Origin of the sequence: Kosakonia sp. SMBL-WEM22 (assembly GCF_014490785.1) — a bacterium.
Lineage (GTDB): Bacteria > Pseudomonadota > Gammaproteobacteria > Enterobacterales > Enterobacteriaceae > Kosakonia.
Genome location: NZ_CP051488.1, coordinates 2,887,326 through 2,910,327, shown reverse-complemented (window position 1 = coordinate 2,910,327; position 23,002 = coordinate 2,887,326). Strand labels below are relative to the sequence as shown.

The 23,002-nt window shown below is 55.3% G+C and carries 26 protein-coding genes; 13 read left to right on the top strand and 13 right to left on the bottom strand.

Annotation, left to right across the window (positions count from 1 at the left end):
- Positions 1 to 22: 22 nt before the first annotated feature.
- Both znuB and znuC read right to left on the bottom strand, forming a co-directional pair.
- Positions 23 to 808 (bottom strand): zinc ABC transporter permease subunit ZnuB, encoded by a 786-nt coding sequence (gene znuB, locus HF650_RS13885; protein ID WP_187799184.1) that lies wholly within the window; start codon positions 806 to 808, stop codon positions 23 to 25.
- Entirely contained in the window at positions 805 to 1,560 is a 756-nt protein-coding gene (gene znuC / locus HF650_RS13880; protein ID WP_187799183.1) for a zinc ABC transporter ATP-binding protein ZnuC, read from the bottom strand. Before znuC ends, znuB begins: the two co-directional genes overlap by 4 nt.
- 78 nt (positions 1,561 to 1,638) lie before the next feature.
- On the opposite strand from znuC, the gene znuA reads away from it, so the two are divergent.
- The 3 genes from znuA to lpxM all read left to right on the top strand — a co-directional run bounded on the left by znuA (position 1,639) and on the right by lpxM (position 5,022).
- Positions 1,639 to 2,583 carry a zinc ABC transporter substrate-binding protein ZnuA gene (gene znuA / locus HF650_RS13875; RefSeq protein ID WP_187799182.1) on the top strand — a complete coding sequence of 315 codons (945 nt, stop codon included), beginning with the start codon at positions 1,639 to 1,641 and terminating at the stop codon, positions 2,581 to 2,583.
- Positions 2,584 to 2,598: 15 nt separating this feature from the next.
- On the top strand, positions 2,599 to 3,924 hold the full coding sequence (gene mepM / locus HF650_RS13870) for a murein DD-endopeptidase MepM (protein ID WP_187799181.1): 1,326 nt from the start codon (positions 2,599 to 2,601) through the stop codon (positions 3,922 to 3,924).
- Positions 3,925 to 4,050: 126 nt separating this feature from the next.
- On the top strand, positions 4,051 to 5,022 hold the full coding sequence (gene lpxM, locus HF650_RS13865; protein ID WP_187799180.1) for a lauroyl-Kdo(2)-lipid IV(A) myristoyltransferase: 972 nt from the start codon (positions 4,051 to 4,053) through the stop codon (positions 5,020 to 5,022).
- Between the two features lie 51 nt (positions 5,023 to 5,073).
- On the opposite strand, the gene pyk is transcribed toward lpxM, so the two are convergent.
- Both pyk and HF650_RS13855 read right to left on the bottom strand, forming a co-directional pair.
- Positions 5,074 to 6,516, bottom strand: a complete 1,443-nt coding sequence (gene pyk, locus HF650_RS13860; protein ID WP_187799179.1) for a pyruvate kinase — start codon at positions 6,514 to 6,516, stop codon at positions 5,074 to 5,076.
- A 121-nt stretch (positions 6,517 to 6,637) separates the two neighbouring features.
- The gene (locus HF650_RS13855) at positions 6,638 to 7,507 is read right to left on the bottom strand and encodes a MurR/RpiR family transcriptional regulator (protein ID WP_187799178.1); all 870 of its coding nucleotides are present in this window, start codon (positions 7,505 to 7,507) and stop codon (positions 6,638 to 6,640) included.
- A 345-nt stretch (positions 7,508 to 7,852) separates the two neighbouring features.
- On the opposite strand from HF650_RS13855, the gene zwf reads away from it, so the two are divergent.
- The 3 genes from zwf (at position 7,853) to kdgA (ending at position 12,050) form a co-directional block, all read left to right on the top strand.
- Complete coding sequence (gene zwf / locus HF650_RS13850) at positions 7,853 to 9,328, top strand: glucose-6-phosphate dehydrogenase (RefSeq protein ID WP_023480117.1); 1,476 nt, start codon at positions 7,853 to 7,855, stop codon at positions 9,326 to 9,328.
- 232 nt (positions 9,329 to 9,560) lie between these two features.
- Positions 9,561 to 11,372: a phosphogluconate dehydratase gene (gene edd / locus HF650_RS13845; protein WP_187799177.1), complete on the top strand. Its 1,812-nt coding sequence runs from the start codon at positions 9,561 to 9,563 to the stop codon at positions 11,370 to 11,372.
- Between the two features lie 36 nt (positions 11,373 to 11,408).
- Positions 11,409 to 12,050, top strand: a complete 642-nt coding sequence (gene kdgA, locus HF650_RS13840; protein WP_187799176.1) for a bifunctional 4-hydroxy-2-oxoglutarate aldolase/2-dehydro-3-deoxy-phosphogluconate aldolase — start codon at positions 11,409 to 11,411, stop codon at positions 12,048 to 12,050.
- Between the two features lie 65 nt (positions 12,051 to 12,115).
- Here kdgA and purT read toward each other — a convergent pair whose 3' ends face one another.
- The gene (purT, locus tag HF650_RS13835) at positions 12,116 to 13,294 is read right to left on the bottom strand and encodes a formate-dependent phosphoribosylglycinamide formyltransferase (protein ID WP_187799175.1); all 1,179 of its coding nucleotides are present in this window, start codon (positions 13,292 to 13,294) and stop codon (positions 12,116 to 12,118) included.
- Between the two features lie 129 nt (positions 13,295 to 13,423).
- Between purT and HF650_RS13830 the strand changes: the two genes are divergently transcribed.
- The 4 genes from HF650_RS13830 to ptrB all read left to right on the top strand — a co-directional run bounded on the left by HF650_RS13830 (position 13,424) and on the right by ptrB (position 17,064).
- Positions 13,424 to 13,762, top strand: coding sequence for a YebG family protein (locus HF650_RS13830; protein WP_187799174.1), 339 nt, complete (start codon positions 13,424 to 13,426; stop codon positions 13,760 to 13,762).
- Between the two features lie 106 nt (positions 13,763 to 13,868).
- Entirely contained in the window at positions 13,869 to 14,171 is a 303-nt protein-coding gene (gene yebF / locus HF650_RS13825) for a protein YebF (protein WP_249118870.1), read from the top strand.
- Between the two features lie 94 nt (positions 14,172 to 14,265).
- Complete coding sequence (locus HF650_RS13820; protein ID WP_187799172.1) at positions 14,266 to 14,931, top strand: tellurite resistance TerB family protein; 666 nt, start codon at positions 14,266 to 14,268, stop codon at positions 14,929 to 14,931.
- A gap of 78 nt (positions 14,932 to 15,009) precedes the next feature.
- On the top strand, positions 15,010 to 17,064 hold the full coding sequence (gene ptrB, locus HF650_RS13815) for an oligopeptidase B (protein ID WP_187799171.1): 2,055 nt from the start codon (positions 15,010 to 15,012) through the stop codon (positions 17,062 to 17,064).
- Here ptrB and exoX read toward each other — a convergent pair whose 3' ends face one another.
- Together exoX and HF650_RS13805 are read right to left on the bottom strand one after the other, a co-directional pair.
- On the bottom strand, positions 17,065 to 17,727 hold the full coding sequence (exoX, locus tag HF650_RS13810) for an exodeoxyribonuclease X (RefSeq protein ID WP_187799170.1): 663 nt from the start codon (positions 17,725 to 17,727) through the stop codon (positions 17,065 to 17,067).
- Between the two features lie 11 nt (positions 17,728 to 17,738).
- Positions 17,739 to 17,969 (bottom strand): DNA polymerase III subunit theta, encoded by a 231-nt coding sequence (locus tag HF650_RS13805; protein WP_034813210.1) that lies wholly within the window; start codon positions 17,967 to 17,969, stop codon positions 17,739 to 17,741.
- Between the two features lie 136 nt (positions 17,970 to 18,105).
- On the opposite strand from HF650_RS13805, the gene yobA reads away from it, so the two are divergent.
- Genes yobA through HF650_RS13790 form a run of 3 tightly spaced genes read left to right on the top strand, consistent with a single transcriptional unit; the run spans position 18,106 to position 19,714 of the window.
- Complete coding sequence (gene yobA / locus HF650_RS13800) at positions 18,106 to 18,480, top strand: CopC domain-containing protein YobA (protein ID WP_187799169.1); 375 nt, start codon at positions 18,106 to 18,108, stop codon at positions 18,478 to 18,480.
- Between the two features lies 1 nt (position 18,481).
- Positions 18,482 to 19,351, top strand: a complete 870-nt coding sequence (gene copD / locus HF650_RS13795; protein ID WP_187799168.1) for a copper homeostasis membrane protein CopD — start codon at positions 18,482 to 18,484, stop codon at positions 19,349 to 19,351.
- A gap of 18 nt (positions 19,352 to 19,369) precedes the next feature.
- A complete protein-coding gene (locus HF650_RS13790; protein WP_187799167.1) occupies positions 19,370 to 19,714 on the top strand; it encodes a YebY family protein in 345 nt (114 codons plus the stop codon).
- Positions 19,715 to 19,870: 156 nt separating this feature from the next.
- On the opposite strand, the gene HF650_RS25505 is transcribed toward HF650_RS13790, so the two are convergent.
- From HF650_RS25505 to HF650_RS13765, 6 genes are all read right to left on the bottom strand, one after another.
- Positions 19,871 to 19,999 carry a hypothetical protein gene (locus tag HF650_RS25505; protein WP_256433009.1) on the bottom strand — a complete coding sequence of 43 codons (129 nt, stop codon included), beginning with the start codon at positions 19,997 to 19,999 and terminating at the stop codon, positions 19,871 to 19,873.
- Between the two features lie 41 nt (positions 20,000 to 20,040).
- Positions 20,041 to 21,123, bottom strand: coding sequence for a tyrosine-type recombinase/integrase (locus HF650_RS13785; protein WP_187799166.1), 1,083 nt, complete (start codon positions 21,121 to 21,123; stop codon positions 20,041 to 20,043).
- Positions 21,095 to 21,364, bottom strand: coding sequence for an excisionase (locus HF650_RS13780; RefSeq protein ID WP_054803282.1), 270 nt, complete (start codon positions 21,362 to 21,364; stop codon positions 21,095 to 21,097). Before HF650_RS13780 ends, HF650_RS13785 begins: the two co-directional genes overlap by 29 nt.
- Positions 21,365 to 21,429: 65 nt before the next feature.
- The gene (locus tag HF650_RS13775; protein ID WP_187799165.1) at positions 21,430 to 21,672 is read right to left on the bottom strand and encodes a DUF4060 family protein; all 243 of its coding nucleotides are present in this window, start codon (positions 21,670 to 21,672) and stop codon (positions 21,430 to 21,432) included.
- The gene (locus tag HF650_RS13770) at positions 21,669 to 21,845 is read right to left on the bottom strand and encodes a hypothetical protein (protein WP_187799164.1); all 177 of its coding nucleotides are present in this window, start codon (positions 21,843 to 21,845) and stop codon (positions 21,669 to 21,671) included. The genes HF650_RS13775 and HF650_RS13770 overlap by 4 nt, the downstream gene beginning before the upstream one ends.
- 34 nt (positions 21,846 to 21,879) lie before the next feature.
- The gene (locus HF650_RS13765) at positions 21,880 to 22,995 is read right to left on the bottom strand and encodes a RecT family recombinase (RefSeq protein WP_187799163.1); all 1,116 of its coding nucleotides are present in this window, start codon (positions 22,993 to 22,995) and stop codon (positions 21,880 to 21,882) included.
- Between the last annotated feature and the right edge of the window lie 7 nt (positions 22,996 to 23,002).

The following is a 23,002-nucleotide window of genomic DNA, read 5'->3' as shown; positions in this document are numbered from 1 at the left end:
GGCGCTGGCTGTGGATGAGAATTTAGCTGGCGCTCTTTTTCAACATGCTGAAGATAAACAGCACCGCGGCGCAGAGCACCACAGAGGGGCCTGCTGGCGTGTCGTAGAAGGCGGAGAAGGTAAGCCCGCCGGTGACGGCAATCATCCCGACGCCGACAGCTACCCCGGCCATCTGCTCCGGGGTGCGGGCAAAGCGCCGCGCCGTGGCGGCAGGAATGATCAGCAGGGAGGTGATGATCAGCGCGCCAACAAACTTCATCGCCACGCCAATGGTCAGAGCGGTTACCAGCATCAGCAGCAGCTTCACGCGCTGTAATTTCACGCCATCGACAAAAGCCAGCTCCGGGCTGATGGTCATCGACAGCAGGTTCCGCCACTGCCAGAGCAAAATCCCTACCACTACTACCACGCCGAGGGCGATAACGACGAGATCCTGCGGCGTCACGGCCAGCAGGTCACCGAAGAGGTATGCCATTAAATCCACGCGGATGTTGGACATCAGGCTGACCACGACCAGGCCAAGCGAGAGCGCGCTGTGCGCCATAATCCCCAGCAGTGTGTCGATCGCCAGGTGGGGGCGTTTTTCCAGCCACACCAGGCCTGCGGCCAGCAGCAACGTGACGGCAATTACCGCATAGAACGGATTCACATCCAGAAGTAAACCAAAGGCGACGCCGAGCAGAGAGGCATGCGCCAGCGTATCGCCGAAATAGGACATCCGTCGCCAGACAACAAAGGATCCAAGCGGCCCGGCGGCGCAGGCGAGCAGAACCCCGGCAAGCCAGCCGGGCAGTAGAAGTTCAATCATGAGTGTCCGTTACCCTGACGTAAAATAATGCGACCCTGAAGATCGTGACGGTGATTGTGGTTATGACGATAGATGCCCAGCTGCTCTGCGCCGCGATGACCAAACATAGAGATAAATTCGGGATGCATAGAGACCACCTCTGGCGTGCCGGAGCAGCAGATATGGTGGTTGAGGCAAAGCACTTCATCGGTCTTTGCCATCACCAGGTGCAGATCGTGTGAGACCATCAGTACCGCGCAATCCAGCTCTTTGCGCAATTCGTCGATTAAGTTGTAGAGCGAAACCTGACCATTGACGTCGACGCCCTGGGTTGGCTCGTCCAGCACCAACACCTGGGGCTGATTGAGCAGAGCGCGGGCAAGCAGCACGCGCTGCGTTTCACCGCCGGAGAGTTTTTGCATCGGGGCATCGATCAGATGGGCAGCCTGCACGCGTTTCAGCGCCGGGATGAGATCCTCTTTACGCGTGCCTGGGCGCAGACGCATAAAGCGGCCTACAGTAAGAGGTAGCGTGGCGTCGAGTTGCAATTTTTGCGGCACATAGCCGATGCGCAAGGCTTTGTCGCGCTTGATAACCCCCGCGTCGGGTGCTACGAGCCCAAGTACGACGCGCACCAGCGTCGATTTTCCGGCACCGTTCGGTCCGAGCAGTGTCAGAATTTTACCTGGACGCAAATTCAGAGAGATGTCAGAAAGCACGCGGCGTTGACCGAAAGCGACGCTGACATTTTCAAGCGTTATAAGATTCGTCATAGCATTTAAGGGGTTGCAGAAGTTGTAGGATGTTATAATATCACATTCCACACACTTAATACGATGAATAGACGCATTATGTTACATAAAAATACGCTTCTTTGCGCAGCGCTTTCCGCTGCGTTTCTTACGGTAACAGCACAATCCGCTAATGCCGCCGTCGTCACCTCACTTAAACCGCTGGGTTTTATCGCCTCCGCTATTGCAGATGGGGTGACCACCACCGAAGTTATTCTGCCTGACGGCGCGTCTGAGCATGATTACTCCCTGCGTCCGTCTGATGTAAAACGCTTGCAAAACGCGGACTTACTTTTCTGGGTCGGCCCGGAAATGGAAGCTTTCATGGTGCGATCGGCCGGACAGGTGCCTGCGCAAAAACAGGTAGTGATGGCGCAACTCGACGGCGTGAAATCCCAGCTGATGAAAGGTGCGGACGAAGATGAGCATGAGGGTCATGAAGGTCACGAACATGGCGAAAATAGTGAGCATCATCACCATCACGGCGAATACAACATGCATTTGTGGTTAAGCCCAGAGATTGCACGCCTTTCGGCGGTTGCAATCCACGATAAATTAGTGGAAGTTATGCCGCAAAGTCGAGCCAAGCTGGACGCCAACCTGAAGGCATTTGAGGCATCATTAGCCCAGGCCGATAAGCAGGTCGGTAACGAGCTGGCACCGCTGAAAGGGAAGGGGTATTTCGTTTTTCATGACGCCTACGGCTACTTTGAAAAACACTACGGTCTGACGCCATTGGGTCACTTTACCGTTAACCCTGAGATTCAGCCTGGTGCGCAGCGTTTACATGAAATCAGAACACAGTTGGTTGAGCAAAAAGCAGTCTGCGTTTTTGCTGAGCCACAGTTCAGGCCAGCGGTCGTTGAAGCTGTTGCACGAGGAACCTCCGTTCGCATGGGAACGCTGGATCCACTCGGCATCGGTATCAAGTTGGGTAAAGAGAGCTATCCCCAGTTCCTTACACAACTCTCTCACCAATATGCGAGCTGCCTGAAAGGAGAATAACGAGGAAGTGAACACGTGCAACAGATAGCCCGCTCTGTCGCCCTGGCATTTAACAATCTGCCGCGACCCCATCGCGTAATGCTGGGGTCGCTCACCGTACTGACCCTCACGGTCGCCGTCTGGCGGCCTTACGTTTATCACCCCGAAAATAGCGCGCCAATTGTAAAAACCATCGAGCTGCCGAAAAGTGAGATCCGCTCGCTGCTACCTGAAGCCAGTGAGCCTATTGACCAGTCCGCAGCGGATGATGTTGACGATATTCCGCAAGATGAACTGGACGAGAAAACCGCCAACGAAGCCGGTGTACATGAATATGTTGTGTCGACCGGCGATACGCTCAGCAGCATCCTGAATCAGTATGGCATTGATATGGGCAACATCAGCCAGCTTGCCGCAGCGGATAAAGAGTTGCGCAATCTGAAGATCGGCCAGCAACTCTCCTGGACGCTGACCGCCGATGGCGATCTGCAGCGCCTGACGTGGGAGATGTCACGCCGCGAAACCCGCACCTATGACCGCACCGAAAATGGCTTCAAAATGTCCAGCGAGATGCAGCAGGGCGACTGGGTCAATAAGGAGATGAAAGGCACCGTCGGCGGCAGTTTTGTTGCCAGCGCGAAGGAGGCCGGTATGACAAGCGGTGAAGTTAGCGCGGTCATCAAAGCGATGCAGTGGCAAATGGACTTCCGTAAGCTGAAAAAAGGCGACAAATTCTCCGTATTGATGTCCCGTGAGATGCTCGATGGCAAGCAGGAGCAGAGCCAGTTGCTGGGCGTGCGTTTGCGCTCTGACGGTAAAGATTATTACGCGTTCCGTGCCGAAGATGGCAAGTTCTACGATCGTAACGGCACCGGCCTTGCGAAAGGGTTTATGCGTTTCCCGACCGCGAAGCAGTTCCGTGTCTCCTCCAACTTCAATCCGCGTCGTCTTAATCCGGTAACCGGACGCGTTGCGCCGCACAGAGGCGTTGATTTTGCCCTGCCGCAGGGGACGCCGGTGCTGGCCGTCGGTGATGGTGAAGTGGTGATCGCTAAGCGCAGCGGCGCAGCAGGTAACTATGTTGCTATCCGTCACGGGCGCACCTACACCACGCGGTACATGCACCTGCGTAAGCTGCTGGTAAAACCGGGGCAGAAAGTGAAGCGTGGCGATCGTATCGCCCTCTCGGGCAACACCGGGCGCTCCACCGGGCCGCACCTGCACTATGAAGTATGGATCAACCAGCAGGCTGTGAACCCGCTGACCGCTAAACTGCCAAGAACAGAAGGGCTGAGCGGTTCGGATCGTAAGGATTATCTGGCGCAGGTCAAAGAGGTGTTACCTCAGCTGCGGCTGGAGTAATACGCGTAATAATCAGGCGTTCAAAGCCGGTGCTTGCTTGGCATCGGCTTTTCCTTTTGTGCGAAAGATAACGCATCGCTACACTATCCCTTTATCTTGTTGAGATTTTTGACCAGCGGACGATGCATGGAAACGAAAAAAAATAACAGTGAATATATTCCTCAGTTTGAGGGCGAGTTTCGCCATCCGCGCCACTGGGGTGCCTGGCTTGGGGTACTGGCGTTTGCCGGCGTTGCCCTGATCCCGCCCTCTGTGCGCGATCCGCTGCTGGCGAAACTGGGGCGTTTTGCCGGACGGCGCGGAAAAAGCGCTCGTCGTCGTGCGCAGATCAACCTCTATTACTGCTTCCCTGAAAAGAGCGAAGCCGAACGCGAAGCGATCATCGATCATATGTTTGCCACTGCGCCGCAGGCGATGGTGCTGATGGCAGAAATGGCACTGCGCGGTACAGAAAAGGTTGCCTCCCGGATTGAGTGGCAGGGCAAAGAGATAATCGATGAGATGCACCGTAACGATGAGCGCGTTATTTTCCTCGTCCCCCATGCCTGGGGTGTCGATATTCCGGCAATGCTGATGTCCTCGCAGGGCAAGCGCATCGCGGCAATGTTTCATAATCAGGGCAATAAAGTCTTCGACTATATGTGGAACAAGGTGCGCCTGCGTTTCGGCGGCCGCTTACACGCGCGTAATGACGGTATCAAGCCCTTTATCCACTCGATACGTAACGGCTTCTGGGGATACTACCTGCCGGATCAGGATCATGGTCCTGAGCAGAGCGAGTTTGTCGATTTCTTCGCCACCTACAAAGCGACGCTGCCTGCCATTGGTCGCCTGATGAAAGTGTGCCGGGCTCGCGTGGTGCCGCTGTTCCCGGTTTATGACGCTGAAACGCACCGGTTGAAGATTCTGGTTCGTCCACCGATGGACGATCTGCTGACGGCGGATGACACTACCATTGCGCGACGGATGAATGAAGAGGTAGAGAACTTTGTCGGCCCGCATCCCGAGCAGTACACCTGGATCCTGAAGCTGCTGAAAACGCGCAAGCCGGGTGAGATCGAGCCCTATAAGCGCAAAGAGCTCTACAGAAAAAAATAGCCAAAAAAAGGCCTCTCAAAGTGAGAGGCCTTTTGCTTTCTGAGCAATCCGTTATTCGACGGTCAGAATGCGCGTGGTATTGGTGGTGCCGATGGTGCTCATCACATCACCCTGCGTCACAATCACCAGATCGCCAGAGAGCAGGTAGCCTTTATCACGCAGCAGGTTCACCGCGTCGTTGGCTGCGGCAACGCCGTCATTATGGCTGTCGAAATAGACCGGCGTCACGCCGCGGTAGAGCGCGGTAAGGTTAAGGGTGCGCTCGTGGCGGGAGAGGGCAAAAATCGGCAGGCCGGAGCTGATACGCGAGGTCATCAGCGCGGTACGGCCGGATTCAGTCATCGAAATGATCGCCGTAACGCCCTTCAGGTGGTTGGCGGCATACATCGCCGACATGGCAATCGCCTCTTCGACATTGTCAAACTGAATATCGAGGCGGTGCTTGGAGACGTTGATGCTGGGGATCTTCTCTGCGCCCAGGCAGACGCGCGCCATCGCGGCAACGGTTTCAGACGGATATTGCCCGGCAGCTGTTTCCGCGGAGAGCATCACCGCATCGGTACCGTCGAGTACAGCATTCGCTACGTCCATCACTTCCGCACGGGTCGGCATTGGGTTCGTGATCATCGACTCCATCATCTGCGTCGCAGTGATTACCGCGCGGTTCAGCTGACGCGCACGGCGGATCAGCGCTTTTTGAATGCCAACCAGCTCCGGGTCGCCAATTTCAACGCCCAGGTCACCACGAGCCACCATCACCACGTCGGAGGCGAGGATCACATCGTCCATCGCATCCTGGTTGCATACCGCTTCTGCGCGCTCGACTTTAGCGACAATCTTCGCATCACAGCCTGCATCTCGCGCCAGACGACGTGCATAGTTGAGATCTTCCCCGCAGCGCGGGAAGGAGACAGCGAGATAATCGACGCCTATCAGCGCGGCGGTAACAATATCCGCCTTATCTTTATCGGTCAGTGCCTCTGCAGAAAGCCCACCGCCCAGCTTATTGATGCCTTTGTTGTTGGAGAGCGGGCCGCCGACGGTCACTTCGGTGAACACCTTCATGCCCTGAACTTCCAGCACCTTGAGCTGCACGCGGCCATCATCCAGCAGCAGGATATCGCCCGGCACTACGTCAGCAGGCAGACCTTTGTAGTCGATGCCCACTTTCTCTTTGTCGCCTTCCCCTTTGCCCAGGTTGGCGTCGAGCAGGAATTTGTCGCCGATGTTAAGGAAAATCTTACCTTCCTTGAAGGTGGAGACACGAATCTTCGGTCCTTGCAGATCGCCAAGGATAGCAACATGACGTCCCAGTTTTGCCGCAATCTCACGCACTTTGTCCGCGCGTAATTTATGATCTTCCGGTGTTCCGTGTGAGAAGTTCATCCGCACCACGTTAGCGCCCGCAGCGATAACTTTTTCAAGGTTGTTATCACGGTCGGTGGCCGGGCCTAAAGTGGTGACGATTTTGGTTCTGCGAAGCCTTCTGGACATGTAATACTCCGTTGACTGAAATAACGAGGTGTTGCGTGAACATGAATTCGGGTTACGCGCGCCCTGACAGGTAAGGCCGCTAACCGAATAGCGTAAGAACTACCGTTTTAGTTATGGTCTCTTAATGATTATCGTCTTTGATAAGCAGTTCCTTATCAAAGCGCGATTCTTTGAGTGCTTCTTTGACTCTCTTCAAGTTATCCCGGAATTTTGCGCCGCGGCGCAGCGTGAATCCGGTCGCCAGCACATCAATAACCGTCAATTGTGCAAGCCGGGACACCATCGGCATATAGATATCTGTATCTTCAGGGACATCCAGCGTGATAGCAAGGGTTGCTTCACGCGCCAGCGGCGTTCCCGCAGACGTCAGCGCAATCACCATGGCATCGTTTTCACGGGCCAGATGTGCCAGCTCCACCAGACTTTTTGTGCGGCCGGTGTGGGAAATCAACATAACGACATCATCATCGCTACAATTCATACAGCTCATGCGTTGCAGCACAATGTCATCGGAGTAGACCACCGGCACGTTGAAGCGGAAAAACTTGTTCATCGCATCGTGGGCAACGGCCGCAGAGGAGCCAAGCCCGAAGAACGCGATTTTTTTTGCTTGCGTCAGCAGATCGACGGCGCGATTAACCGCTGTCATATCAAGGGACTGCCGCACATGATCGAGGCTTGCCATCGCCGATTCAAAGATTTTGCCCGTATAGGCTTCTACACTGTCATCTTCATCGACATTTCGATTAACATAGGGCGTGCCGTTGGCGAGGCTCTGCGCCAGATGCAGCTTAAAGTCAGGGAAGCCGCGCGTATCCAGACTGCGGCAAAAGCGGTTAACCGTCGGTTCGCTGACCTCCGCTTGTTGCGCAAGCGCGGCAATGCTGGAATGGATAGCCAGCTGTGGCGCGGTGAGGATCACCTCCGCGACTTTTCGTTCTGATTTGCTAAGGTGTTCCAGTCGGGACTGGATTTTTTCCAGCATATTCATAGGCGTTAATGCGCTCCTGGTGAAACGATTACACTGATTACGCGAATCGTTACGCAGTTTGCGTCGATATTACGCCTGCGCAGGGTAGAAAGGTAAGTGATACGCTGAAATGTTGTTGTTGTTTTTTTTCATAACATGATCAAAGTCGGATTTTCGCTAGCAGCTGACAGGTAAATATGCCGCGCGATCGGCGCAAATACACGTATTTTTCATGGCAACCCAATAACGCACTTCCTGATAAGGCCTGCTAGTTTCGGGAATTACGTAAAAGCAGTACAGTGCAGTGTAATAAAATTACAACTGAAGCGGATGACAGCTTCAGGATAGCTAACTGAGGAGAGTGACATGGCGGTAGTCCAAACAGCCCAGGCGTGTGACCTGGTCATTTTCGGCGCGAAAGGCGATCTCGCACGCCGGAAATTGCTGCCTTCCCTGTACCAGCTGGAAAAAGCCGGTCAAATTCATGATGAGACGCGGATTCTCGGTGTTGGCCGTGCCGACTGGGATAAAGCAGCCTATACCAAAGTGGTTCGTGAAGCGCTCGAAACCTTTATGAAAGAGAAGATTGACGAAAGCTTGTGGGACAAGCTGAGCGGTCGTCTCGATTTCTGTAATCTCGATGTAAACGATACGCCCGCCTTCAAACGCCTCGGCGCGATGCTGGATCAAAAAAATCGCACTACCATCAACTACTTCGCAATGCCGCCGGATACGTTTGGTGCCATCTGTAAAGGGCTGGGCGCGGCGAAGCTGAACGCCAAACCGGCTCGAGTGGTAATGGAAAAACCGCTCGGCAACTCTCTTGAGACCTCCCGTCAGATCAACGATCAGGTGGGCGAGTATTTTGAAGAGTGCCAGGTTTACCGTATCGACCACTACCTCGGTAAAGAGACAGTGCTTAACCTGCTGGCGCTGCGCTTTGCCAACTCACTATTCGTTAATAACTGGGATAACCGCACTATCGATCATGTCGAGATCACCGTCGCGGAAGAGGTGGGCATTGAAGGGCGCTGGGGCTATTTCGACCAGGCTGGTCAGATGCGCGATATGATCCAGAACCACCTGCTGCAGGTGCTCTGTATGATCGCGATGTCGCCGCCGTCCGATCTCACCGCGGATAGCATTCGCGACGCAAAAGTGAAGGTGCTCAAATCCCTGCGCCGTATCGATCGCACAAATGTGCGGGAAAAAACCGTGCGCGGCCAGTACACCGCCGGTTTCGCCCAGGGCAAAAAAGTGCCGGGCTACCTGGAAGAAGAGGGCGCGAACAAGTCGAGCCATACTGAAACCTTCGTTGCCATCCGCGTCGATATCGACGACTGGCGCTGGGCGGGTGTGCCGTTCTATCTACGCACCGGTAAGCGTCTGCCGACCAAGTGTTCAGAAGTGGTGGTCTACTTCAAAAACCCGGAACTCAATCTGTTTAAAGAGTCCTGGCAGGAGCTGCCGCAGAACAAACTGACCATTCGCCTGCAGCCGGATGAGGGGGTGGATATCCAGATCCTCAATAAAGTGCCGGGGCTGGATCACAAACACAATCTGCAGACCACTAAGCTCGATCTGAGCTACTCCGAAACCTTTAACGAGACTCATTTGGCGGATGCTTACGAGCGCCTGCTGCTGGAGTCGATGCGCGGCATTCAGGCGCTGTTTGTGCGCCGCGATGAAGTGGAAGAGGCGTGGAAGTGGGTGGACTCCATCACTGAAGCCTGGGCTGCGGATAATGACTCACCGAAACCGTATCAGGCCGGTACCTGGGGCCCTGTCGCGTCGGTTGCGATGATCACCCGCGATGGCCGTTCCTGGAACGAGTTCGAGTAACCCGAGTCTGGCATGTTGCGCAATTTTACCGGTAACATGATCTAACACAGCTCCGCGAACAATTTTTCTGTTTCAAAGCCCCGGCTGGATTCACCAGCGGGGCTTTTTTTATTACACTGGCGAAAGTGATTTTGCCTTTGGGGCGCGGCAATCCGGTGTTTTCAGCTTGTTATGCAGAGTGAAATAGACGGTTAGCACGCTCTCCCCGAACAGATAAATTTCAGGAGCCTCTATGAATCCAGTAATGTTACGCGTAACAAATCGCATTATTGAACGTTCACGCGAAACCCGCGCAGCCTACCTTGCACGCATTGAGCAAGCGAAAAGCAATACCGTTCGTCGTTCGACGCTGGCCTGTGGCAATCTGGCACACGGTTTTGCCGCCTGCCAGCCAGAAGATAAAGCCTCGCTCAAAAGCATGTTGCGCAACAACATCGCCATCATCACCTCCTACAACGACATGCTCTCCGCACATCAGCCTTATGAAGTCTATCCCGACATTATTCGTAAAGCGCTGCACTCGGTGAATGCGGTCGGCCAGGTAGCGGGTGGCGTACCGGCAATGTGCGATGGCGTAACGCAGGGTCAGGATGGCATGGAGCTGTCGCTGCTGAGCCGCGAAGTGATCGCCATGTCCGCGGCAGTGGGGCTCTCGCACAATATGTTCGACGGCGCGCTCTATCTTGGCGTCTGCGACAAAATCGTCCCGGGGCTGGCGATGGCGGCGCTGTCGTTTGGTCACCTGCCCGCGCTTTTCGTGCCGTCAGGCCCGATGGCGAGCGGCCTGGCTAATAAAGAGAAGGTGCGTATTCGACAGCTTTATGCGGAAGGTAAAGTCGATCGCATGGCGCTGCTGGAGTCGGAAGCCGCCTCCTACCACGCTCCGGGCACCTGTACTTTCTACGGCACCGCCAATACCAACCAGATGGTGATTGAGTTTATGGGTATGCAGTTGCCTGGCTCCTCGTTTGTTCACCCGGATGCACCGCTGCGTAAAGCGCTGACCGAAGCCGCTGCTCGCCAGGTGACGCGCCTGACCGGCAACGGTAACGAATGGATGCCGCTCGGCAAAATGATCGATGAAAAAGTGGTGGTCAACGGCATCGTCTCCCTGCTGGCAACCGGCGGATCGACTAACCACACCATGCACCTGGTGGCGATGGCGCGCGCGGCGGGCATCATTATTAACTGGGATGACTTCTCCGAACTCTCTGAAGTGGTGCCGCTGCTTGCGCGTCTCTATCCGAACGGCCCGGCGGACATCAACCACTTCCAGGCGGCGGGCGGTGTGCCGGTATTGATGCGCGAACTGCTGAAGGGCGGTCTACTGCATGAAGAGGTGAACACCGTGGCCGGTTTCGGCCTGACGCGCTACACCCAGGAGCCGTGGCTCAACAATGGCGAGCTCGACTGGCGTGAAGGCGCTACCGCGTCGCTGGATGATTCGATTATCGCCACCATCGATAACCCTTTTTCACAGCATGGCGGCACCAAAGTGCTGAGTGGCAACCTCGGGCGCGCGGTGATGAAAACCTCCGCCGTGCCGGTAGAGAACCAGGTCATTGAAGCGCCTGCGGTGGTGTTTGAGAGCCAGCATGACGTATTACCGGCCTTTGAAGCAGGTCTGCTGGATCGCGATTGTGTAGTGGTGGTGCGTCATCAGGGGCCGAAAGCCAATGGTATGCCAGAATTACATAAACTGATGCCGCCACTTGGTGTATTATTGGACCGCCGTTTCAAAATTGCCTTAGTTACCGATGGACGGCTGTCAGGGGCATCAGGTAAAGTGCCGTCGGCAATCCATGTGACACCCGAAGCTTATGATGGTGGGTTGCTGGCAAAAGTGCGTGATGGCGACATTATCCGGGTTAACGGGCAGACAGGTGAGTTGACCCTGCTGGTTGCTGACAACGAACTTGCCGCACGTCAGCCGCATATTCCTGACCTTAGCGCGATGCGCGTGGGCACAGGCCGTGAAATGTTCGGCGCGCTGCGAGAGAAGCTCTCCGGCGCAGAGCAGGGCGCAACCTGTATCACTTTTTAAGACGACAAGATTTTATTCTGGCGAGAGAAAAGATTGATGAAAAACTGGAAAACAAGTGCAGAAGCCATCCTGAAGACCGGCCCGGTTGTACCGGTGATCGTGGTAAACAAACTGGAGCACGCTGTCCCGATGGCGAAAGCGCTGGTTGCTGGTGGCGTTCGCGTCCTGGAAGTGACGCTGCGCACCGCATGCGCGATTGACGCTATCCGCGCCATTGCCAAAGAGGTCCCGGAAGCCATTATCGGCGCTGGCACCGTGTTGAATCCGCAGCAGCTGGCGGAAGTTACCGAAGCGGGCGCGCAGTTCGCTATCAGCCCCGGGCTGACCGAGCCGCTGTTGAAAGCGGCAACCGAAGGCACCATTCCGCTGATCCCAGGTATCAGCACCGTTTCCGAGCTGATGCTGGGCATGGATTACGGCCTGAAAGAGTTTAAATTCTTCCCGGCGGAAGCGAATGGCGGCACCAAAGCGCTGCAGGCCATTGCCGGTCCCTTCTCGCAGGTGCGTTTCTGCCCGACCGGCGGCATCTCTCCGGCGAACTACCGTGACTACCTGGCGCTGAAAAGCGTGCTCTGCATCGGCGGCTCGTGGCTGGTTCCGGCCGACGCGCTGGAAGCAGGCGATTACGAACGCATCACCAAACTGGCACGCGAAGCCGTTGAGGGTGCGAAGCTGTAATCAGCAGGCGGGTATCACACCCGCCTGATAACAAGCCCGGACGCACTATGCGCACCGGGCTTTTTTTATCCGTTAACCTGCACCGCGTTGGCTGAGGCCACGGCGCGGGCGACCGCACTCTCAACATTCTCTGCGACGGCCAGCGCCACGCCCAGACGGCGCGATCCTTCAATCTCCGGCTTGCCGAACAAACGCAGCTGCACGCCTGCATCAACGGCGTGGTGCAGATTATCAAAGGTGACATTCTGGCTGTGCAGACGCGGCAAAATCACCGCAGAGGCGGCCGGGCCGTACTGGCGGATCGCGCCAATCGGCAGGCCTAAAAAGGCGCGTACATGCAGGGCAAACTCAGAGAGATCCTGCGATATCAGCGTCACCATTCCCGTATCGTGCGGGCGCGGCGAGACTTCGCTGAAGATCACCTCATCGCCACAGACAAAGAGTTCAACGCCGAAAAGACCATGTCCTCCCAGCGCCAGCACCACCTCACGGGCAATCTGCCGGGCGCGCTCAAGCGCCGTGGCGGACATCTGCTGCGGCTGCCACGATTCACGATAATCGCCATCCTCCTGACGGTGTCCCACGGGTGCGCAGAAGTGGACGCCGTCTACCGCGCTGATAGTCAGCAGGGTGATTTCAAAATCAAACTTCACCACGCCTTCGACAATGACGCGGCCAGCACCGGCGCGACCACCCTCTTGTGCATAGGCCCACGCCGTTGCCAGCTGGTCGATAGATTTAATGAAACTCTGCCCTTTGCCTGAAGAGCTCATCACCGGTTTCACGATGCAGGGCAGGCCAATTTCGCTTACCGCCTGGCGGAAGCTCTCTTCGCTATCGGCAAAACGGTAGGCCGAGGTGGGTAACCGCAGCTCCTCTGCTGCAAGGCGACGGATCCCCTCGCGGTTCATCGTCAATTTTGTGGCGCGCGCGCAGGGAACCACATGTTGACCGGTGGCCTCCAGCTCAATTAGCGCATCGGTGGCGATGGCTTCGATCTCCGGCACAATAAAGTGCGGTTTCTCCACAGCGACCAGCGCTTTTAACGCCTCGCCATCAAGCATGTTAATCACATGGGATCGGTGCGCGACCTGCATCGCTGGCGCGTCAGCATAGCGGTCAACCGCAATGACTTCGATACCGAGCCGCTGACATTCAATAGCCACTTCTTTGCCCAGCTCGCCTGAGCCTAACAACATCACACGCGTGGCTGCCGGACGCAGCGCAGTTCCTAAAAGAGTCATAGCGAAGTACCATTAGAAAAAAAGTGGGCGCAGTATAACGAAAACGTTTGCGTCTGTCTTTTTCACTTGCGGTGGTTTTTTCATCGCGCTATTATACTGTACAAATACACAGTAAGACGAGGCTGCATCATGGCGGTAGAAGTTAAATACGTAGTCATTCGCGAAGGTGAGGAAAAGATGTCTTTTGCCAGCAAAAAGGAAGCCGATGCTTACGATAAAATGCTCGACCTGGCGGAAGTGCTGGGTGACTGGTTAGGCACCGGTCCGGTAGCTCTGGAAGAGGAGACCCGTGAACGCATGGCGATGTGGCTCGCCGAGCAAAAAGATGCGCTCAACGGTATTCTGAAATCCGGCAAACTGCCTGGAACAGAGAGCGAAGAGGGCGCTTCCCCGGCAAAAGCCGCTGCAGATCAATCCTCTGACGCGGTTGATATTAAAAGCGCCAGCAAGCGGGCTAAAGTCGCCTGATCTTGCACCGCCAGTAATTTGTACCATGCTTTGAATGGATATTAACCAGGAGATAAGCATGAAAATAGCAGGGGTAGTAACCGGTCTGTTTTTGCTGGCGGGCAGCATGGCGGCAAACGCTGCCGCAGAGAAGGTCGTGAAATTTCCTTCCTGTGAAGGGCTTAACGCTGAGGGCATCGCCGCCAGCGTTAAGCGCGACTATCTGCAAAACCGCATTGTGCGTTGGGCGGATGATCAGAAAAAAATTGGTCAGGCGGATCCGGTGGTATGGGTTAATCCGCAAGAGGTGACCGGCAAGGGTGACAAGTGGACGGTGCCGCTCACCGTACGCGGTAAAAGCGCCGATATACATTATCGCGTCAGGGTCGACTGCCCGGCGGGCAGCGCGGCGTACACACCTCAGCCGTAGCACCCTACTTTTCCTATTCTTTCCAGATACAGACACTTCCTGACATCCCCCTCGCTTACTCTTGTCTGACAAAGATGTTAAGCGAGGGAAAAAAATGAACTGGTTAAATCAACTACAGTCGCTGCTGGGGCAGAAAAGCGCTGCATCGCCATCCTCTTCCTCCGCAGAGGGCCAGGGCTTAAATAAGCTTCTGGTGCCGGGTGCGCTGGGCGGCCTTGCCGGTCTGCTGGTTGCCAACAAATCATCGCGCAAACTGCTCACCAAATATGGTACCGGCGCGCTGTTGGTTGGTGGCGGGGCGGTGGCCGGCACGGTGCTGTGGAACAAATACAAAGATCGCATCCGTGAAACCCATCAGGACGAGCCGCAGTTTGGCCAGCAGCAATCGCCGCTGGACGTGCGCACTGAGCGCCTGATTGTGGCACTGGTCTTTGCGGCGAAGAGCGATGGCCATATTGATGAGCAGGAACAGGCGGCAATCGAAGCGCAGCTGCGCGAAGCGGGCATCGAAACCCAGGGGCGTGAGCTGGTGGCGAAAGCGCTGGAGCAGCCTCTCGATCCAGCGTGGCTGGCGCAGGGTGTCAAAAATGAGGAGGAGGCACTGGAGCTCTACTTCCTCAGCTGTGCGGTTATCGACATCGATCACTTTATGGAGCGCAGCTATCTCAATGCGCTGGGCGATGCGCTGAAGGTGCCGCAGGATGTCCGCGAAGGCATCGAACAGGATCTTCAGCAGCAAAAACGCGCCCTTACAGCCTGAGCGCTATAACGTTTCGCTTGCAACGCGCGTTTGTTTTGCCACCCTTATAGGATGGAAAACAGAAAAAAGATAAGTGCTATGTTGCCGAAAGCAAAACAGATCCCCCACGCCATGACTGTTCATGGCGATACACGCGTCGATAATTACTACTGGCTGCGGGACGACACGCGCTCTCAGCCAGTGGTGCTTGATTATCTGCATCAGGAGAACGATTACGGGCGCGAGGTGATGGCCTCTCAGCAGGCCCTGCAGGATGACCTGCTGCAGGAGATCATCTCCCGCATTCCGCAGCGCGAAGTCTCCGCGCCCTATATTCGTAACGGCTATCGTTACCGACACATTTATGAGCCGGGCAATGAGTACGCCATCTATCAGCGTCAGTCGGTGCTCAGCGCTGAATGGGACGACTGGATCACCCTGCTGGATGCCAACCAGCGCGCCTCGCACAGCGAGTTTTACACCATGGGCGGTCTCGATATCTCGCCCGACAACACCATCATGGCGCTGGCGGAAGATTTCCTCTCCAGGCGGCAGTATGGTTTGCGCTTTCGCAATCTGGAGACCGGCAACTGGTATCCGGAGGTGCTCGATAACGTCTCGCCAGACTTTGTCTGGGTGAATGATTCCGAGACCGTCTACTACGTGCGTAAACATGCCACCACGCTGCTGCCCTATCAGGTCTGGCGGCACACCGTCGGTTCGCCGACGCAGCAGGATGAGCTGGTCTACGAAGAGAAAGATGACACCTTTTACGTTGGGCTGAGCAAAACCACCTCCCAGCACTACATCACCATTCACCTTGCCAGCGCCACCACCAGCGAAGTACTGCTGCTCGATGCCGAACTGCCGGATGCGCAGCCGCTCTGCTTTTTACCACGGCGCAAAGAGCATGAGTACAGCCTCGATCACTACCAGCACACCTTCTACCTGCGTTCCAACCGCGACGGGAAAAACTTTGGCCTCTATCGCACCAAAGTACGTGATGAACGGCGCTGGGAAGCGCTGATCCCCGCCCGCGATCACATTATGCTGGAAGGATTTACTCTCTTTACCGACTGGCTGGTGGTCGAAGAGCGGCAGCGCGGCCTGACAAGCCTGCGGCAGATCAACCGTAAAACCCGTGAGGTGATCGGTATCGCCTTCGACGATCCGGCCTATGTCACCTGGCTTGCTTACAATCCCGAGCCGGAAACCTCGCGGCTACGTTACGGTTACTCCTCAATGACCACGCCGGATACCCTGTTTGAGCTTGATATGGATACCGGCGAGCGGCGTGTGCTGAAGCAAACAGAAGTGGCGGGCTTTGACGCCAGCGACTATCGCAGTGAGCATCTGTGGGTGGTCGCTCGGGACGGCGTTGAAGTGCCCGTCTCGCTGGTCTACAACCATAACCATTTCCGCAAAGGCGAAAACCCGCTGCTGATCTACGGCTACGGCTCCTACGGAGCAAGTATCGATGCAGACTTTAGCAGCAGCCGCCTGAGCCTGCTGGATCGCGGTTTTGTCTGCGCGATAGCGCATATTCGCGGCGGCGGCGAGCTGGGTCATGCCTGGTACGAAGAGGGGAAATTCCTCAATAAGCAGAACACCTTCAATGACTTTATTGATGTTACCGACAGTTTGCTGGAGCAGGGCTACGGCTCACCGCAATACTGTTATGCGATGGGCGGCAGCGCGGGCGGCATGCTGATGGGCGCGGTGATCAATATGCGCCCCTCTCTCTACCACGGCGTGATTGCCCAGGTGCCCTTTGTCGATGTGGTCACCACCATGCTTGATGAGTCGATCCCTTTAACGACCGGCGAGTTTGAGGAGTGGGGCAATCCGCAGGATGAGACTTACTATCACTATATGAAGGGCTACAGCCCCTACGACAACATTGGCGCGCACCCCTATCCGCATATGCTGGTGACCACCGGGCTACATGATTCGCAGGTACAGTACTGGGAGCCGGCGAAATGGGTGGCGAAACTGCGGGAATATAAAACCGACGACAATCTGCTGCTGCTCTGTACCGATATGGATTCAGGGCACGGCGGTAAATCGGGGCGGTTCAAATCCTACGAAGGGGTCGCGCTGGAGTATGCGTTTCTGATCGCGCTGGCGCAGGGGACACTGCCCGGTAAAGGGTAATCACCCCTCGCCAAGGTAGTGTTTAAGCGTTAAACGCAGCTCCGGGCTCATGCTGTTAAGGTTGTTAAACAGCCAGCGCAGGTAGCCCGGATCGCGGTCGGCGATCTCAGCAACCGGTTTGCCGCGGTATTTACCAAAGGTAAAGGTAGTCATTAGCGCCGGGCGTCCGGTGATGGTAGCCATCTGCTCCGCGCTCCAGCCCGAGACCTGCATAATGTCAATCAGCAGGGCCGCGGTGATGTAGCAATCATACAGCGCGCGGTGGTGATGCAGACCGGCTGGCGTCTCTACGCTGAGTTTGCGTGAGTTGTAGAGCGCCATATTGCTGTATTTGATCCCCGGCCATAAACGACGCGCCAGCTTCAGGGTACAGATCCACTCGCCGGGCATCTCTGGCAGCACACGGCGGTCAAAACTGGCGTTATGCGCCACATACCACTCACTGCCGTGGTAGTAAGGCACGACCTCTTCGATCCACGGCTGATCGGCCACCATCGCTTCGGTGATGCGATGGATGGCCATCGCCTGCGGGCTGATGGGGCGATCGGGACGTACCAGATGGCTCTGCGGATTGACGATTTTCCCGTCGACCACATCCACCGAGGCGATCTCGACGATACCGCCCTGCAAATCGCAGGTTTCTGTATCGATAACTCGTAACATAGTCGGCTCCATTATTTCACTTTCGGCTCATAGGGGAGGCGAGAGAGCGAGACGGAGGCCAGGCGGTGGGCAATCAGACGCTCGCGAAACCAGCCGCGCAGATGTTCGGGTTGCTCACGCTCCACCGCTTCGGCAATAACCGGCATATTGTAACGCTCTTTAAAGGCAACGCCGGCGGCGGCCAGATCGACATTCACCTTATCCATCTCTTCTTGTTCGAGCTGCGCAAGATTGGTCATTATGAAGTTCTCCTCAGTTCAGGCGGCAAAAGTTACTAAGGCTGTCGCAGAAAGACAAGCGTGGCGGCGATGAGTCTCGACTCAACTATTGTACAGGTTTATCCTCTATATCGTATGCATAACAAAAAGGAATGATTCTATGCTTATCTCCCCGACGCAGCGCTTACGCGCTTTTGCCCTCATCACCACACTTTTTGCCGCGCCCGCCGTTCTGGCGCATGCCCACCTCAAAGGGCAGTATCCCGCTGCGGACGCTGATGTCACGGCAGCGCCGCAGGCATTAACGCTCAACTTTTCAGAAGGGATTGAGCCTGCCTTCAGCGGCATTAAGGTGACCGACGCGCAGCAAAAGGCGATCAAAACCGGGGCGGTAAAGCGCAATGAAAAGGATAAGACCCAGATGATCGTGCCGCTCGAACAACCGCTGACCGCGGGTAAATACACCGTTAGCTGGCATGTGGTCTCTGTCGATGGCCACAAAACCCACGGGCAATACAGCTTTTCTGTGAAGTAACATGCTCTCATCGCTTTTTGTCGGGCTGCGCTTTCTCCATTTTGCTGCCCTGATGCTGCTATTTGGCAGTGCGTTGTTCAGCGCCTGGCTGGCTCCACGCGACCTGCGCCGGAGACTCACCCAACACTTCCTGCCGTTACAGAGCGTCTGCCTGATTCTGACGGCGTTGAGCGCTCTGCTTCTCTATGCGGTGCAGGGCGGGATGATGGCGGGTGGCTGGCCGGAGGTGTGGCAGCCCGCGATATGGCGAGCGGTTGCCGGCACGCAAGCGGGTTCACTGCTGGCCTGGCAAATTATTCTCGCACTGCTAACCCTTATTGCCGGGCTTTTGCAGCCGGCACAGCAAAGAAATCTACTGCTGTTAACGACGCTGCAGTTTCTACTTGCTGCGGGCCTGGGGCACGCGGCAATGCGCGAAGGGCTTCCCGGTGTGCTGCAGCACATCAACCATGCTTTGCATCTGCTGTGCGGGGCGATGTGGCTGGGCGGCCTGCTACCGGTGCTGTTTTGCATGCAGCTAACCCGTGACCGGGGTCATCCTGCGGCTATTGGCGCGATGATGCGCTTCTCCCGCTATGGTCACCTGGCTGTGGCGGGCGTTATCGTTACCGGCATCATTAATGCAGTGTTGATTCAGGGTATAGCGTGGCCGTGGCAGAGTGCGTGGGGGCGCATGCTGTTGCTCAAATGTGCGCTTGTGACGCTGATGGTGGCAATCGCGCTTGTGAACCGGTATGTTCTGGTGCCACGCTTGAGCCTGAGCGATAACGGAGCGCGGCAGCGCTTTATCACGTTAACCCGGGCAGAATTGATAATCGGTGCGCTGGTGCTGGCGGCGGTAAGCCTGTTTGCCACCTGGGAGCCTTTTTGAATAAATCTGGTGAAAAGAATGAAAAAGAGTGTGATTGCAATATTGATGCTGACCAGCTCAGCCGCCGCGCTGGCAGCGCCGCAGGTTATTACCGTCAGCCGTTTTGAGGTTGGTAAAGATAAATGGGCCTTCAATCGCGAAGAGATAATGCTGACCTGCAGGCCGGGCAATGCGCTGTTCGCCATCAACCCGAGCACGCTGGTGCAGTATCCGCTCAACGATATCGCGCAGAAGCAGGTCGACAGCGGGAAAAGCACCGGTCAGCCTATTAGCATTATTCAGGTTGACGACCCAGACCATCCGGGCCAGAAAATGAGCCTCGCCCCCTTTATTGAGCGCGCGAAGTCCCTCTGCACAGGTTGATGAAAATCGCCTGATTCAGCATAAAAAAACGCAGGTCCGGTTAACACCGCCTGCGTTTTTTTATGATAAACGTGACAATTACCGGATTTTTCTGACCACATTTGTCGCGGACTGGAAAAGCTGGTGTCGTCATCTATTCTTAAGATGCAAGGCGACTTAGCCTGCATTAATGCCAACTTTTAGCGCACGGCTCTCTCCCAAGAGCCATTTCCCTGGACCGAATACAGGAATCGTATTCGGTCTTTTTTTATATTCCTGAATAATAAGGGTTTTTTTGGTGTTCACACTAAAATCCACCAAAATTCCACCAATTCCCTATATTCAGTCTAAACCCTAACATACTCAGCCCCACGGGAGTCCAAGTATTTTTTGGTCATTGATAAATTTTTATGGCCCAAAAGCCGCTGCGCAAATTCCTCGCCTTTTTCCTTCTCATAAAGCCTACTGGCCAGACTTCTAATTTCGTGAAATGACGGCGGGTAAGGGCCAAATTTAAGCACAGTGACATCACGGGTATCTGAGAATGCCTGGGTTAACCCATCCGGCGTCAGTGGCCCGGGCTTTCTTCCACCCCGACGCACCGGGGAGTAAAGCAGGAACTCACATGGATTGTTCACTCTGCAACGTTCTATCACTTCTTTTAAATGAAGATCGGCCGCTTCCAGTTTCAGGTCTAAAGGGATGGCTAATTTATTCCCTGTTTTCTCCTGTATAACAAACAATCTGTCTTCACGGATATCAGTGAATTTCATCATAGCTATATCCTCGCGTCGCTGAGCCGTGACCAGCGCAAGATCAAATGCATTTGCCGCCCATACTGAATTAGCAGCTGCTGTTTCTCGTATCGAAAAATACGCGTCGAGCAGTAGACGTTCACGCTTAACTTTTGGTGCCGGGGTGCGAGTAGGTTCTGCCGGGTTCCTTTCTATATGCCCCTCCACGAGCGCCTCTCTGAATACATCGAGTAGTACAGATCTCAGACCTGCAGCCATGCTTTTTTTATCGCAGGCAATGTATGTTTCCAAAAATTCCGCAATGTCTTTTGTTGTAACTGCGCTAAGGGCGATAGTGCCGAACTCTTTTCTGATCGTCTCCATCTGGTTCCTGCGAACTTTCATTGTGTTTGGTTTTAATTCCCTTCGCTCGAGAATAACGTCATACCTCTCCAGCCATTTAGCCATAGTCAGGGTGGGCGTTTCTTTAATGCGCTGAAGTAGACTGGAGGGGATATAGTTCTGATCAAGATAACTATTGGCTTCAATGGCCTGGGCTATCGCTTCCCTGCGATCAATGCGGCCCAAATAGATTACCTGGCCGGTTATTGGGTTGCGCCAGGAATAAAGCTTATCTCTCTTGCGAAAGGTCAGGTTACGGGGCAGGTTAGCGTCGTAACGGGCTGGCCTCTGCATTCTGTAATCTCTCCAGTAAAGTCCCTTTGGACGGAATTTTTAGATGCTGCGGTTTTAGGCGCAAATTCTTCTTGCTCGGATCAACATAGATAGCATCCGGGCGGAGCTTATACTCTTTACCGTGTAGCTCGGGGGCAGGATAGATCTTGCCTTCACGTACCCATCTGCGAAGAGTAGAAAGCGATGGCGGTGATGAATACACTTCAGCGGCCCATTCCTGCAAATTAAGAAGCTTTGCCATTCTGTTCTCCTGCGCCCACCACCCGATTATAGGGACGGAAGGCGCTGTTTGATGATAATTCGATATCAAGACATCCGGCCGGCGAGGGCACGCAGACGCCGAGCGCCCATGATCGCTGTGGCCACGTAGCTGGTGCTGCGGTTTTCCACCTCTACCGTTACCTTCATTCCGTCCACCAGCACTGTGTATACGCTGGTCATGGCCCGGCTGGCATAATCACCGAACCTTTCAACATGCCTGGCCAACGCTGCATCGCACGCCCTGCGGGCCATCGGGGAATCTTTCCTGCTTCGGTTAATAAGTCTCATTCGGCACGCTCCGGGTCAAACACGTCCCAGCAGTTTCGCTCGATATTCGCCAGCAGGCGGCCATCTTCTATCTCGGTCAGCGGGCGGCCGGTCAGCTCTGCCACTTGCTGGTTGTTATGCGTCAGCAACATGTTCAGCTCTTCCACACTCCAGCGGGCTTGTTTCTCGCTCATATCATTACCGGGAGGGTTGTCCCTCCTGCCTCCCTCATGCCACGTATTCGGGCTTCATATCGAGCAGGGTAACGACAAACTGCTCATACAGCTCGTCGCCCAGATGGCGCTTCGCAGCAGCCAGTGCCTGCTCTGCTTTGGTGAACTGCTCTGCAGCATCCGGTTCGTCAGGCTGGGGCAGGGAGTTGATCGCCGCTTCTACCTTGTTGCGGGCGTCTACCAGGTAGTAGCGCCGTACGGCTTTGTTTTTCAGTTCAGTGAACAGCGCCGAACCGAGAGTAGTTTTGGCCGCTTCGATATCCACCCGCACTGCTTTGGCGTTGTCGACGTCCTGAGCCGCTTCAATGCGATCCCGAAATTCATCGGCCAGGACATCGATGTTGGAAGCAGATTCCTGCGCGCTGTGAGTTGTTGTTACGCTGTCACCTTTGATATCAGCCAGGCTGACGCGCTGGGCGGGGGCTAAGTTGATCTCTTTCTCGGTACGCTGCTCAACTTCATCCGGGGTATAAACCCCCAGGACGACAGCAGGACAGTAAAGGCGCGCCCAGTATTTGAGGGCCAGATAAGCAATCTGTTGTTTAGGGTTCGAAATCCAAAGGGGAGAGTTACGCGTAATAACGCTGGACAGGAACACCGGTTCGCCCCAGGTAATATCACTTTCGCCGCGAATGACGGCTCCCACACGAACCGACAGGCCTTGCTCATCAGCACTGGTCCAGCCGCGTACCATTTCTTTTTTATCGTACGTCCCGCCGCCTTTTGCAGGCTTCTTCACGATCTCTTCACGGCTGCTGGCACATTTCGACCAGTCACCTTCGTACTCATAGTGAAAGCGCCCCACAATGGCGTTTGAACTGGAGATCACCGCGTTAACCAGCTGGGCTTCGTAGCCAAGCACACCGTTTACCAGGTGCGTTTTCTGCGCTACCGCGTACGGGTTCATTCCCCATTGCATTGCCTGCATGATGATGGCCATGCAATCAGCCGGATTACCTCTAAGGTGCTCAGGAACGGTAACGGCGGCCTGAGACATCAGGCCAGCTACAGCCTGGAGCTGGGTCAATGCCTGCACGTTGAAAATGGCGTTATTGGCTGAAATGGTATTCGGTGCCTGCTGTTCTGATGTGATGATGTTCGTATTTTCCATGGTCATT